This window comes from Macrococcoides goetzii, assembly GCF_002742385.2.
Taxonomy (GTDB): Bacteria; Bacillota; Bacilli; order Staphylococcales; family Staphylococcaceae; genus Macrococcoides; species Macrococcoides goetzii.
Window position 1 is genome coordinate 633,127 of sequence record NZ_MJBI02000001.1, and the last position, 14,525, is coordinate 647,651.

Here is a 14,525-nt window from a genome sequence, read left to right on the forward strand (position 1 = left end):
TTTTAAACCTCACCTTTATTTAATTCATCCATTATTTTTGCTTTGTATGTGTATTCCTCACTCGGGAATATGCCTGATTTTACTTCTTCATTAAATTGTTTTATCGCATCTACGCCTGTCGAGAAGTCACCATAAACTTTAACAAATTTCGCACGGTGATCTTGCTCATATTGTAATATATCATGATATACAAGTACTTGCCCGTCCGTACCATTTCCTGCACCGATACCGATAATCGGAATATTCACCGTTTGACTAATTGTTTCAGCTAAGTCACTTGGAATCACTTCTAATACGATCATGATGGCACCTGCAGCCTCCATCGCTTTACAATCTTCAATTAATTGCGCAGCAGCATCTTTTGTCTTCGCCTGAACACTATACCCCATTACCCCAACAGACTGAGGTGTTAAACCCAAATGTGCAACTACTGGGATTCCAATTTGTGTACAGCGTGAAACGAATTCGGTTAAATGTGCACCTTCCGCTTTGATTGCATTGGCATTTGTCGTCTGATAGAGCTTTAATGCATGATTTAAATCCTGAGCCATATCAATTCCAACACTGCCGATTGGCATATCTACAACAACAAAAGTATTCGGTGCTCCTCGTCTTACTGCACGTCCGTGATGAATCATGTCATCTAGTGTAACCTGCACTGTCGTTTCATATCCTAACACTGTCATACCAAGACTATCTCCAACAAGTATCGTATCAATACCTGCTTTTTCAACTTGTCTTGCACTTGGAAAATCATATGCAGTCAGCATCGTAATCTTTTCACCGTTCTGTTTCATCTTGTATAAATCTTGAGTTGTTCTCAAATTCTTCACACCTTTTTTCATAGTATATACATTATAGTGTGTAATTGAGTATGTGTATAGTTTAATATAATAATATATTAATGAAATAATTTATTATACGAGGAGAATTATGATGAAGAATATAGCAATTATTGGTGCTGGTGCTGTCGGAAGTATTTTACTGCATCTAATATCAAACGATAAATCTCTTAATATCGATATATTTGCGACAAATAACAGAGACATCAACTTACAAATAGATAATAAAAAAATATCGTTACCCTACAAAACACAAATGCTAAAAGAATCATCTAAAAAATACGACGTCATATTTATTACAACAAAAGCTTATACATTAAAAGACATAATACCCTATATTGATAATATAACGCACCCTGAAACAACTATTATCATTTGCCAGAATGGTTACTCTCAAACAGAGCGAATAACGCATCCTAACACCTTCCATGCTGTCGTCTATATTAGCGGACAGAAAAAAGATGATATCGTAATATATTTTAGAGATAATCAACTTGTATTGCCGAACAATGCGCATACTAAAAAACTGCAATCGATATTTCTAAATACAGACCTTGATATAACGATTAGCGATGATTATCTTCAACAAATCTGGTTTAAACTGCTTGTTAATCTTGGCATTAACTCAATGACAGCATTAACAAAAAATACCGCACAAGTATTAAAAGTAGAGGAAGTTAATCAAGTTTTAAATCAGTTATTAAAAGAAGGGATCAAAGTGGCAAATAAAGATGGATTAACATTTAACGATGATACGATAGATGAAATATTAAATATATATAATGGCTATCCTGATCATATGGGCACATCGATGTATTATGATGTACAAGAAAATGCATTAACAGAATTTGAGTTTATTCAGGGGTATATTTATACACGTGCTAGACATCATCAACTCAATACCCCTATACTAGACATCGTTTATGCACTTTTAAAAGGATATCAATATAACCGTTGAAAAAACGCAGGTCATAATAAATTTAATGACCTGCGTTGTATTATTATAGATATTGTTTAACAATGCGTGCGATTCCATCCTGATTATGATCATCTGTAATAACATCCGCGATTGCTTTTATATTGTCATTTGCATTACCCATCGCAACACCAAGTCCTGCAAATTCAAGCATATCCTTATCGTTATTACTATCTCCGAAAGCCATAACCTCACTTGGTTGAATGCCTAACTTATCAATAAGCTGTTTTAAAACTTTACCTTTAGATACATTTTTATTCATAAACTCAAGGAAGAATGGTTTAGAAGTTGTAGCATGGATATCATCGTTAAATTTACCACCGATTGTCTCGTTCATCGCACTAATTTTATCGATATCATCAACACCCATTAATTTCGGAACATTATTCTGTACAAATGCTTTCAAATCATCAACAGGCTGCATCGGCAGACCTGTTAATTCATGTTCAACATTCATATATTCATGTGTGCCTTCATAAACGATTGTGTTATCGATATATGTTAATACAAAGACATCACGTGCCTTTAAATAATCATAAACTTCATCGAACGACGCTTTGCTGACATATGTCTCTGCAATACGTTCTCCTGTTTGCATATCTGTTACTTCAGCCCCATTATAGCTTAAGATGTATGATCCATATTCAGCAAGTTTTAAAGTTTTTGCAGCATCAAGCATACCACCAGTTGGTCTTCCAGATGCAAGTACTACTTTGATGCCTTTTTTCTGTGCCTCAATTAATACTTCTTTCGTTGAATCCAGAATAGTATTGTCAGATGTTAAAAGTGTATCATCCATATCTAAAACAATCATTTTATATTGCATTTTCTTCACTCCATATCATTTAATACAGTTATCGTATCATAAAATGATTATTTTTCGTATGCGATAACACCATTTACATCAACTTGAATGTGTTTAACTTCACAATTTTGTAACTGATTGAGTTGTTTAAAGTTTTCATTGAAATGATCTGGGTGACATACGACAAAGATGGACGGACCTGCACCACTTAAAAATGCATAACAATCTCCGGTAATTGCTGCTCTCACCATTTCATAATGTGGCACTAAATGTTTACGATATGGTTCATGGTATACATCCTGCATCATCATTTGACCAGCAGTAACGTAATCTTTTGCGTACAATGCTGCAATGAGCATATTTCCAATTGCACCTGCTTCAACAGCTTTACTATATTGTAAGCTTGCAGGTAAGGCTTCACGTGCTTCACTTGTTTTTAGTTCATAGTCTGGAATAACCACCATAATCGGCCATTCAATGACAGGAACCTGTAATGTGCTTGTAGTATTGAGATGTGCATTATAATAGCCTACCACTACACCACCCAATACACTTGGTGCAACATTGTCGGGGTGACCTTCAATTTCAGATAATAGACTTACTTTTTCCTCTTTCGACAAATTAAGATCATAAAAATAATCAATGATTTCAAGGCTCGCAATTAAAGCTGAACCTGAACTACCTAAACCTCTTGCTAATGGAATATCTGTATGCATAACAACAGAAAAGGATTTTGTTTGTAAATTAAATTTTTCCATAAAATATGAACAGTATTTACGTATATAATGCTCCTCATTATTTTCTAAACCGGCAAGTTCCTCACCAAAATGCTGGATATTCCATACGTCACTTTCAGAAACTTCTAATTCTAAATACAGATTAACCGCCATCCCCAATGAATCAAATCCTGGTCCTAAATTCGATGTAGATGCGGGTACTTTTATATATAACATTTAAATCACCGACTCAATATATTTTATGATAGCTTCTTCTTCATTTTTTAATACTTTAGGTTGTACTTCAATTGTATCTATCGCTGTTTGTGGATCTTTTAGTCCGTTACCTGTTAATACTGCGACGATTCTTTTGCCTTTCGGGAGTTTACCTGCTTTATGGGTCTTAATTAATCCGGCGATGCTTGCGTTACTACCTGGTTCAGCAAATACACCTTCTTTACTCGTAATGAGTTGATAAGCTGCTAAAATTTCTTCATCAGTTACTGCATCTATTAAACCTGAAGATTCATCTCGTGCATTTTCAGCGAGTTTCCAGCTTGCAGGATTTCCGATACGAATCGCTGTAGCAATTGTTTCCGGTTTGTCAATCACATGACCTTTTACAATTGGTGCCGCACCTTCAGCCTGAAAACCAAACATTTGAGGTAATGAAGTACTATGCTTTTCTGCATACTCTTTAAAACCTTTCCAGTATGCAGAAATATTTCCGGCATTCCCTACTGGAATTGCTAAAATATCTGGAGATGCACCAAGTTGTTCTATCACTTCAAAAGCAGCAGTTTTTTGTCCTTCAAGACGATATGGATTGACTGAATTTACGAGTGCGATATCATCTCTTATTTCACTCACTTTTCTAACGATATTTAACGCTTCATCAAAGTTACCTTCAATCGATACAATTTCAGCGCCATAAATAATTGCCTGTGCAAGTTTACCCATCGCAATCTTACCTTCTGGAATGACAACGACTGTCTTTAATCCAGCACGTGCTGCATATGCTGCAGCAGATGCAGAAGTATTACCAGTCGATGCACAGATAACGATTTCCTTACCTTCTTCCTTTGCTTTAGCAACAGCCATCACCATACCTCTATCTTTAAAAGAACCTGTAGGATTTGCACCTTCAACTTTTACATACACTTCATTTTCCAGTAATTCTGAAAGATATGGCATATGAATTAATGGTGTGCCACCTTCGTTTAATGTGAGTAATGGTGTATTTTCATTTATCGGTAAATAGGCTTTGTATTCTTCAAGTAATCCATTCCATCTTTTCATGCTAAACACCTTCGATTCTGTATATTTTGTATATTTCATTTAATTGATTTAAATAATCTTTAATCGTCTCATAATCCTGTGCATTTATTTCATTACATTCAAGTGCAACAATGCCGTCCTGAACAATATAACGAGAATGTTTGATATCTTTTAACATTTTTTCAACATTACTATCAGCAAACAAATCAATCATTAGCAGCAGATTGTGAGATTGATTAGATTGTACTGATTTAGTATTTACTTCAAGATGAAGCGGTAAATTATGATTATCTGTGTCAATCATTTCAATAATATGAAGTAAATCACTAACTACTGCACTACCAGTAGCAAGACTTCCAGCACCTTTACCATAATACATCGTATCGCCTACTGCATTACCGTCAATATAAATTGCGTTATATTCATTTTCAACATGTGCTAATTGGTGCGTTTGTGGAATAGCTGTTGGTGCTACAGACAACTTAGCAGTTTTTCCATCATATAAACCGTTACCAATTAATTTTATGCGATACCCTAGTTGTTTGGCCAGCTCTATATGACTTAAACGTACTTCTCGAATACCTTCTACAGTACAATCCTGTAATTTGTTGAATTGATTAAATGCTAAGTAGCTCATAATCACAACTTTTCTTTGGGCATCGATACCATCGACATCTGCTGTTGGATCGGCTTCAGCATATCCTAATTCTGTAGCAATTCGCAAAGCTTCTTCATAAGACTGACCTTCATTACTCATCTTACTTAAAATAAAATTACTTGTACCATTAAATATACCCATAAAATGTGTTATACCATTAGCACTTAAACCGTAGTTCAATGCATTGATAATCGGAATACCACCAGCTACTGCAGCTTCGTATTTTAGTGAAACGCCAGATTCACGGGACGCATTTTCAAGTACTTCTAATCGATCTGCCAGTAAATCTTTATTCGCAGTTATCACATGAATTTTATTCTGTAATGCTTCTTTAATTAATTCATAAGTGTCATCTATTCCACCCATCACTTCAATAAGAATATCAATGTCGCTATTCACGATTGATCTTAAATCTGTTGTTAAGTGATATTGTTCTACATCTATATCACGTTTTTTATTTATATTATGAACACCGATTGCGGTGATAAGTAATTCTGTATTAAGCTTTTCTTTAATTTGTTCTTTATTTTCTTCTATGATACGAACAACACCTGTTCCTACTGTTCCTAGTCCGAGTAAGCCAATCTTTAATTGTTTCATAGCAACCTCCTGTTTCTCTCATAAATACAATTGTACTCTTGAAAAAGATTTATATTTATAGTATAACTAAGTCATTAATAAAGTAAAGCTTAAAATACAAAAAGAAGAGAGTGTTGTTAATGATCGTTTGTAAATTTGGAGGCAGTAGTGTTGCAAATACGCAGCAAATAAAGAAAATCCTAAATATAATAAATCAAAATGAGCAACGAAAAATTGTAATTGTTTCAGCACCAGGGAAACGATATGCTGAAGATGTCAAAGTAACTGACTTATTAATTCAATTATATGATAAAGTACTGCTAAGTGAAAAATATGACAATGAATTAAATGATATTCTTCACCGTTTTGAAAGTATAGAAGATGAATTAGGATTAACGACATCATTAACCCCTCTTTTCAAGACACAACTTCTGGACTTGATACAAAATTATAATAATCAGCCATTACGATTACTTGATGCACTAAAAAGTTCAGGTGAAGATTTTAATGCACAGCTCATAGCTGCATATAATAATCAAAATGGTATAAAAACAACTTATCTATCTCCGAAAGCATTAAATATGATTGTGTCAGACGAACCCGGTAACGCGATTATACTAGATGATAGCTATGATAAAATATATAAAGTAATTCAAAACATCGAAGGAAAAATAATTATTCCAGGATTTTTTGGCGTAAATGAAAACGGAGATCGCGTCACTTTCTCAAGAGGAGGAAGTGATATAACAGGAGCGATTATTTCAAGAAGTGTTCATGCTGAAATTTATGAAAACTTCACGGATGTCTCGGGTATTTATGCTGCAAATCCAAATATTGTAGCTACTCCTGCCTCAATTCACAACTTAACGTATGCTGAAATGCGAGAACTATCCTATGCCGGATTCAATGTTTTTCATGACGAAGCATTGATGCCATTATACAAAGAAGGTATACCCGTCAATATTAAAAATACAAACGATCCAGACCATCCTGGAACGATGATTACTAAATCAAGAGCTTCAAGCGGTGTTGTCGGTGTAAGTTGTGATTCTGGCTTTGTTAGTATTAATATGACTAAGTATTTAATGAATAGAGAAATAGGATTCACAAGAAAGTTATTAACGATACTTGAAGACCATCATATTTCTTATGAACATATGCCATCTGGTATTGATGATATCAGTTTAATCATTAGAAAAAATCAGTTCAACGATAATTTATATGAACTGATCACTGAAATAAAAAATCAACTTAATGTTGATGATATTTCTGTAGAAGAGAATATTGCAATTCTCATGATTGTTGGGTTAGGAATGAAAACTCAGGTTGGTACAGCAAATAAAGCGACAGAAGCATTCAGACAGAATAATATTAACTTGAAGATGATCAATCAGGGGTCTTCAGAAATTAGCATGATGTTTGGGATAGATGAAACAGATGAAAGAAAAGCAGTACAAGCCATATATGATGCATATTTTACGGCATAAAAAAACAGCGCAAAACACGCTGTTTTTTATTACTCAATCTAAAATATCACTTTTTGATTATGTAACCAATCAATGGTCAATGCATTTAAATCAAAATGTGCTAGTTTTTGACGTTGTAATTTACCCTCGACAAAAGAATCCAGATAGATATCATTATTAAAAATTTGATGATGAACATGATATATTTCATGCGTTTGTGAAAACCCACTAATGATTTCCATTAACTGTTGCTTTTTATCATCTGACCAATTTTTGGTCACATGAATATGAAATAAAATAACAGCTTCATCTTTTGGTAACGTCGCAAGTACATCTGGTAAAAGCGTAAGCTCATCGCCTTCTAATATTTCAACAGGATGTTCCAGAAATACTTTGCGTGCTTTCATAAAATGCTTACGTCGCTTTGTCTCTTCTGGATAATAAAGACTCATCAGCCAGAAATACTCATCGTCCAGTGTTAAATCAATCTTATTTTTTGTGATACCCACTTTTTTATGTGGATGTGCAAGATTTGAAATATCAAACCCTTCGTCATAACCATTTAATTTTACTTTAATATTAAAATCTTTCGTATTACCGATTTCTATTTTTTTATTGAAAGTGTAGCCATACCAATCATAATTAAGTAATAATCCACCTTTTGAACCAAGTTCTACAACATTAAATTGTTCCTGTCCACTTAACTTAATAATATGCTGAAAAACTGGTACTAACACAGAAGATCGTTCAACAATATTCTTCTTTAAGTTATAACGTTGAATGTCACCTAAAATATCTGAAAAATGAGTTTCCTGAAAAGCAAGAAATGCTTTTATCATCTCTTTTGAAGGTTTCTTTGGATCATTCGTAAAGTTTAGATAATAATCACGTAATTGATCCTCATAAATATATAGATGTTTTAACACAGAAGACAAGTATAAAGAAATAAAATATGCATTAAAGAAATGAGGCTTAATCTTTATCATTAATTGTTCTTCTTCTGCGAGTTGCTTAGTGATGTAACTATACAGCGGGCTGTCTTCTTTGACAGCTTCTGAATATGCAATAAATTGCTTTTTAATTTTTTCTGGCATCTTGCTGCCTCCATTTATTTATTTATAAACTATTAATTCTATATTTTTCATAATAAATATAAATAATAATTAGCCACATTCAACATATTCTATATTAATCTATGGATAGTTTCAATATGTGTATACCCTTTTTAATCATTTTTAATAATATTATTATTTTTTTATAATTATCATACTATTTAAGTGTAAAATTTATGTAAATACAACTCATAAAGTGTAAAATAACATACATATTTGATATATTTATAAACTAATGACAATAATATTAACGAAAATGAAAATAACAATGCAAACGTTGATACAGTAACTTTCGATGAAGGTTTTTATACTGTTGGAAAAGATATTGAACCAGAAGAATATAAATTTACATCAATTGATGAAGGTTTCACAAGTATCTCTACTTTCAAAGAAGAAAATGGAGCGTATAATTCAAAAACTATTATTCATTAAATATAAAGGACGAAAAAGAAACGGATGTCACTTTAAATGAAGGCGAAATATTAAATATACAAAATGCTGTGATAGTAAAAATTGAGAAACAGTAATATTTATTCTGTAATAAATATCAGATCAATAATAAAGATTATAAAATTTTATTTTGGGAATAATATAATTATAAGGTTAAATCAACCTTAAATTATCCAATTTAAAGGAGCATTATATTATGAATCTCAAAGTTATTGGAAGTACTTTACTTGCATCAACATTAATTCTTGGTGCATGTAACTCAGAAGATGTAGATAAAGCTAAAAATGATGCAACTGAAGCTGGCAACAAAGCAAAAGATGCTGCAAAGGATGCCGGAAACAAAGCAAAAGAAGCTGGTTCTAATGCTGCTGATAAAGCTAAAGAAGCCGGTTCTAATGCTGCTGATAAAGCCAAAGAAGCTGGTTCTAATGCAAGTGATGCCGCAAAAGATGCCGGTAATAAAGCAAAAAATGGAACATCTGATGCTGTAAGTACAGAAGATGTCACTACAGAAGCTACTACAAATTAATATTTTTTTTGTGTACCACCCTGATACGGGTGGTTTTTTTTAAATTAACAATTAAAAAATTAAGAAAAAAATAACCGCCAACAATAGTTGGCGGTTTAATCTTTATTAATAATGTTTTAAATATTGTTCTATCTCCCATTCACTTACCTGTAAACGATACATATCCCACTCAATACCTTTTGATCTTACGAATTGGCGGTAAATATGTTCACCTAATGCTTCTTTCATTAAGCCATCTTCACGCATTGCTTTAATCGCAGTGTATAAAGTTGATGGTAAATCTTCGATACCAACAGCTTCACGTTCTTCACGGTTCATTTCATAAATATTTTGATCTACTGGTGCTGGTGCTTCTAATTTATTTTTAATACCATCTAATCCAGCTTGTAAAATTACTGCTAACGCCATGTATGGGTTCGCTGCCGGGTCAACTGAACGTACTTCTACACGCGTAGATAATCCACGAGATGATGGAATACGAATTAATGGAGAACGGTTTTGTCCACTCCATGCAACGTAAACTGGTGCTTCGTATCCAGGTACTAAACGTTTGTATGAGTTAACTAATGGGTTACATACCGCAGTAAATCCTCTTGCGTGTTTCATAATACCAGCGATGAAGTGACGTGCATCATCTGATAACTGCATATCACCACTTTCATCAAAGAACGCATTTTCTTTTGGTCCTTTGAATAATGACACGTTAAAGTGCATTCCTGATCCACTTAAACCGAATAATGGTTTCGGCATAAATGTCGCATGTAAATTATGTTTACGAGCAATTGTCTTAACTACTAATTTGAATGTTTGGATATTATCACATGCTGTAATCGCATCTGCATATTTAAAGTCGATTTCATGTTGTCCAGGTGCTACTTCATGGTGAGATGCTTCGATATCAAAGCCCATATCTTCTAATTCAAGTACGATATCACGACGGCAGTTTTCACCTAAATCTGTAGGTGCTAAGTCAAAATAACCACCTTGGTCATTTAATTCTAAAGTTGGTTCACCTTTTTCATCTAATTTGAAAAGGAAGAATTCCGGTTCAGGCCCTAAGTTGAAATCTGAGAATCCTAAATCATTCATTTCTTGTAATACACGTTTTAAGTTAGAGCGTGGGTCACCAGCAAATGGTGTACCGTCTGGTTTATAAATATCACAAATTAAACGTGCCACCTTACCTTTATCAGATGTCCAAGGGAAAATAACCCAAGTATCTAAGTCAGGATATAATTTCATATCAGATTCTTCAATACGTACGAATCCTTCGATTGATGATCCATCAAACATCATTTCATTATCTAATGCTTTGTCTAACTGACTGATTGGAATCTCAACGTTTTTAATTGCGCCTAAAATATCAGTAAATTGTAATCTTAAATAACGTACGTTTTGTTCCTCTGCAAATCTTTTAATATCTTCCTTAGTGTATTTAGCCATAATAGCCTCCAGTAAATTTATTTGAAAAATCTTGATAAATCTCCACGGTTAATAGGTATATCTGTCTTACTGTTTAGTTCACTAACATCATAATATAAAGATTCTTTCACTTCAAATGATGTCTTAATTGCACTTTCTTTCTCATATAATAATGATTTGATACGTTTCATATTAAATCCTTTTTCAAGTAATAATTTAATATCAAGTAATGTATCAAGATCATTCATTGAGAATAAGCGTTGATTGCCTTCAGTGCGTTCTGGTTTTATTAATTGTTGTTCTTCATAGTAACGAATTTGTCTCGCAGTTAGTTCTGTTAATTTCATTACTACACCTATAGGAAATACCGGCATGTTTCTTCTTACTTTATCACTTGCCAATCTTGCACCTCCACTAAGAACTATTTATAAATTAACATACTTTTTTTCAAAAAACAAATCCATGTAAGGAAACCTTACATGGAGACTTTCATAATTTAATAATCTGCTTTTCAACTAAATTTTCGATCGCTTTAATGATGGCCAATTTCACATGTTCATATGTTAATCCACCTTGAATATATGCTTCATATGGTGCTCTAATCGGCCCATCTGCCGTTAATTCAATAGATGCACCTTGAATAAATGTTCCTGCTGCCATAATTACGTCATCTGTGTATCCTGGCATATATGATGGCATCGGTAAGAATTGAGAATTAATCGGTGAAGCACTTTGTATCGCCTGACAGAATAATATCATCTTTTCTTTATCATTAAATGTAACAGACTGTATCAAGTCAGTACGATAATCATCATATCGCGGTGTAGTCTCCATACCTAATTGTGATAATATTGCACTTGTAAACACTGCACCTTTTAATGACTGACTGACTACGTGTGGACTTAAGAAGAAACCTTGATACATTTCTAGCAGACTGTATAATGATGCACCAGCTTCTTTTCCGATGCCCGGCGCTGTTAAACGATAACCAATACGTTCAATTAAATCTTTTCGACCGGATATATAACCACCTATTTTACATATACCACCACCAGGATTTTTGATTAAACTGCCTGCTATTAAATCTGCACCAACTTCTATAGGCTCCCTATCTTCAACAAATTCACCATAACAATTGTCAACAAATATAATTACATTAGGATATTGCGCTTTAATCGCTAGTATGGCAGATTCAATTTGTGCGATGGTAAGCGACGGTCTTGAACTATAACCTTTTGAACGTTGTATTGCAATCAACTTCGTATTTACACTCATCGCATCTAATACTGAAGGAATATCTATCTGATTTTCTTTCAATTCAATATGTTGATATTTTACTCCCTGTTCAATTAAAGAACCTATACCGTTCCCTTCAACACCGATCACTTCAAGTAACGTATCATAAGGTTTCCCGGTAATATAGATCAATTCATCTCCATGCATTAAGTTCGCTTGAAGTGCAAGTGTGATGGCATGCGTCCCAGAGATTACTTGAGGTCTGACAATCGTGTCTTCAGCTTTAAATACATGACTGTACACTGCTTCAAGATTGTCTCGTCCCATATCGTCATACCCATATCCGTTTGATCCTACTAAATCTCCTTCAGATATTTTCAAGGCACTGAAAGCGTCCAGTACTTTTTTCTGATTAAACAGTGCGCTTTGTTCAATTCGTTTCAATTGTTCAGCTATTTTTATATCTGTTTGTTCGATCAAATGCTGTAAAGCATCATTTTTAGTTATCTTCATTTTTATCCTCTGTTTCTGTAAATATTGTTTCAACTGCTTTGTGATTCATCAATTGTTCAGTTACACCATTTTCAGGATTTTCATATCCTTTAATTTCATATAACTGACTCATTTCATTAAATTCTATATTTTCTACGAGCGTCGTTTCTTTTAGTGTAGAAATAGTTTGTCCATCATAATCCAGCATCTTAATATGATATGAATGCATTTCTGTTTTTATTAAATTGACCAATGCTGCTTTAAAGTGTGATACATCTTCAGGGTCGTTAACCGACACAATGAGTTGATGTGGACCAGTTGTATTAACAGACGTTTCAAGTAAATCTTTTTTATTATATAAAGTGAGCATCGGGATATTTTTCATATCAAGTTCTGCAAGAATATTTTCGACCGTTTTAATATGATTCATATAATCAGGATGACTACGATCGACCACATGTACAATCACATCTGCATACTTTGCTTCCTCAAGCGTCGAACTAAATGCTTCTACAAGATGCGTCGGTAACTGCTGAATAAATCCCACGGTATCACTTAATAAAATATTAAAGCCATCATTTACTTTCATAATTTTACTTTTTGGATCAAGTGTTGCAAATAGTTTATCTTCCATAAATGTATTACTTTCGGTCAACTTGTTAAACCATGTTGATTTTCCTGCGTTTGTATAACCAACGAGCGCCACCTGGAACATTTGTTTTTTCTGTCTATTTTCTCGATATCTTTTACGATGTTCCTTTATTACTTCAAGCTGCGTTTTGATATCGTGAATTTTATTACGAATATGTCGCCTATTCATTTCAAGCTTTGTTTCACCTGGTCCACGCGTTCCAATACCACCACCGAGTCGTGATAACGACTGACCATGTCCACTTAATCGTGGTAATAAATATTCCAGCTGAGCAAGTTCTACTTGTAGTTTACCTTCTCTGCTTTTTGCGCGTTGAGCAAATATATCTAGAATAACCTGTGTTCTATCAATGATTTTGCAGTCCAGCATTTCATTAAGACGTTTTGATTGTGAATTCGTGAGTTCATCATTTACGACAACAACATCGAATTCCAGATCAACGCGTTCTTTTAATTCGATAATCTCTTCAATCTTTCCTTTTCCGAGATAAAATGAATGATCAGTACGATCTTTATTTTGTATTACAGTATCTACTACTTCAAGCCCTGCAGTTTCACATAATGATCTTATCTCTGAAACACTTGCCTGAAAGTCAAAATCTGATTCTTTTTTTAAGTGAACTGCTATAATAAGAGCACGTTCAATATTTATATGTGTATCGTTCAAAATATCACCTCTTACAATAGTTTGCGTTAAAACAATAAAATAAACAAGTAGAAAGGAAGAAACAACATGTCAATTTATGATATTAATGTTACAAATACCAAACATGAAACTTACCCTTTATCACAATATAAAGGTAAAGCGATGTTAATTGTCAATACTGCCAGTGAATGTGGTTTTACTAAACAGTTCGATGGTTTGGAGAAAATTTATCAACAATATAAAGATCAGAATTTTATCGTATTAGGTTTTCCGTGTAATCAATTTGGAAACCAGGAACCTGGTGATGGTGCTGAAGCAGAACAAAACTGCCGTTTAAATTTCGGCGTAACCTTTCCAATGCATGATAAGATTGAGGTCAATGGTGACAATGCACATCCATTATTTAAATATTTAAAACAGGAAACAAAAGGATTACTTGGTGACGGTATCAAATGGAATTTCACAAAATTTCTTGTAGATAAAGATGGAAATGTTGTTAACCGATACGCACCAACAAAGACACCGGAATCATTAACTGAAGATATCGAAAATTTGCTTTAAGAATGCACGTATTTAGTGGAAAAATAAATAATACTTAATAAAAATAAACAGTAAAAAAAAAGAACAAATCCATCTCTGGATTTGTTCTATTGTTTTGTTTGCATCA

At 33.5% G+C, this 14,525-nt stretch carries 14 protein-coding genes; 4 read left to right on the forward strand and 10 right to left on the reverse strand.

Going from position 1 to position 14,525, the window contains the following annotated elements; genetic code table 11:
- Positions 1-2: 2 nt before the first annotated feature.
- A complete protein-coding gene (gene panB, locus BFS35_RS03380) occupies positions 3-824 on the reverse strand; it encodes a 3-methyl-2-oxobutanoate hydroxymethyltransferase (protein ID WP_275068214.1) in 822 nt (273 codons plus the stop codon).
- Positions 825-936: 112 nt separating this feature from the next.
- Here panB and BFS35_RS03385 point away from each other — a divergent pair, with 112 nt between their 5' ends.
- Positions 937-1,800 carry an oxidoreductase gene (locus BFS35_RS03385; protein ID WP_158554245.1) on the forward strand — a complete coding sequence of 288 codons (864 nt, stop codon included), beginning with the start codon at positions 937-939 and terminating at the stop codon, positions 1,798-1,800.
- A 43-nt stretch (positions 1,801-1,843) separates the two neighbouring features.
- Here BFS35_RS03385 and BFS35_RS03390 read toward each other — a convergent pair whose 3' ends face one another.
- Genes BFS35_RS03390 through BFS35_RS03405 form a run of 4 tightly spaced genes read right to left on the reverse strand, consistent with a single transcriptional unit; the run spans position 1,844 to position 5,875 of the window.
- Positions 1,844-2,644, reverse strand: a complete 801-nt coding sequence (locus BFS35_RS03390; RefSeq protein ID WP_099577840.1) for a Cof-type HAD-IIB family hydrolase — start codon at positions 2,642-2,644, stop codon at positions 1,844-1,846.
- A gap of 47 nt (positions 2,645-2,691) precedes the next feature.
- Positions 2,692-3,576: a homoserine kinase gene (thrB, locus tag BFS35_RS03395; protein WP_099577838.1), complete on the reverse strand. Its 885-nt coding sequence runs from the start codon at positions 3,574-3,576 to the stop codon at positions 2,692-2,694.
- Positions 3,577-4,638 carry a threonine synthase gene (gene thrC / locus BFS35_RS03400; protein ID WP_099577836.1) on the reverse strand — a complete coding sequence of 354 codons (1,062 nt, stop codon included), beginning with the start codon at positions 4,636-4,638 and terminating at the stop codon, positions 3,577-3,579.
- 1 nt (position 4,639) lies between these two features.
- Entirely contained in the window at positions 4,640-5,875 is a 1,236-nt protein-coding gene (locus BFS35_RS03405) for a homoserine dehydrogenase (RefSeq protein ID WP_099577834.1), read from the reverse strand.
- Between the two features lie 119 nt (positions 5,876-5,994).
- On the opposite strand from BFS35_RS03405, the gene BFS35_RS03410 reads away from it, so the two are divergent.
- Entirely contained in the window at positions 5,995-7,341 is a 1,347-nt protein-coding gene (locus BFS35_RS03410; RefSeq protein WP_099577832.1) for an aspartate kinase, read from the forward strand.
- Positions 7,342-7,379: 38 nt separating this feature from the next.
- Here BFS35_RS03410 and BFS35_RS03415 read toward each other — a convergent pair whose 3' ends face one another.
- Positions 7,380-8,414, reverse strand: a complete 1,035-nt coding sequence (locus BFS35_RS03415) for a DUF2332 family protein (RefSeq protein ID WP_099577830.1) — start codon at positions 8,412-8,414, stop codon at positions 7,380-7,382.
- Positions 8,415-9,078: 664 nt separating this feature from the next.
- Between BFS35_RS03415 and BFS35_RS03420 the strand changes: the two genes are divergently transcribed.
- Positions 9,079-9,411, forward strand: a complete 333-nt coding sequence (locus BFS35_RS03420) for a hypothetical protein (protein WP_205757138.1) — start codon at positions 9,079-9,081, stop codon at positions 9,409-9,411.
- A 105-nt stretch (positions 9,412-9,516) separates the two neighbouring features.
- Here BFS35_RS03420 and glnA read toward each other — a convergent pair whose 3' ends face one another.
- The 4 genes from glnA to hflX form a co-directional block, all read right to left on the reverse strand.
- The gene (gene glnA / locus BFS35_RS03425; RefSeq protein WP_099577828.1) at positions 9,517-10,854 is read right to left on the reverse strand and encodes a type I glutamate--ammonia ligase; all 1,338 of its coding nucleotides are present in this window, start codon (positions 10,852-10,854) and stop codon (positions 9,517-9,519) included.
- Positions 10,855-10,871: 17 nt separating this feature from the next.
- On the reverse strand, positions 10,872-11,207 hold the full coding sequence (locus BFS35_RS03430; protein ID WP_099578588.1) for a MerR family transcriptional regulator: 336 nt from the start codon (positions 11,205-11,207) through the stop codon (positions 10,872-10,874).
- A gap of 115 nt (positions 11,208-11,322) precedes the next feature.
- Complete coding sequence (locus BFS35_RS03435; RefSeq protein ID WP_099577826.1) at positions 11,323-12,582, reverse strand: methionine gamma-lyase family protein; 1,260 nt, start codon at positions 12,580-12,582, stop codon at positions 11,323-11,325.
- Entirely contained in the window at positions 12,569-13,879 is a 1,311-nt protein-coding gene (hflX, locus tag BFS35_RS03440; RefSeq protein ID WP_099577824.1) for a GTPase HflX, read from the reverse strand. The genes BFS35_RS03435 and hflX overlap by 14 nt, the downstream gene beginning before the upstream one ends.
- A gap of 66 nt (positions 13,880-13,945) precedes the next feature.
- Here hflX and BFS35_RS03445 point away from each other — a divergent pair, with 66 nt between their 5' ends.
- Positions 13,946-14,419, forward strand: coding sequence for a glutathione peroxidase (locus tag BFS35_RS03445; protein ID WP_099577822.1), 474 nt, complete (start codon positions 13,946-13,948; stop codon positions 14,417-14,419).
- Positions 14,420-14,525 lie beyond the last annotated feature (106 nt).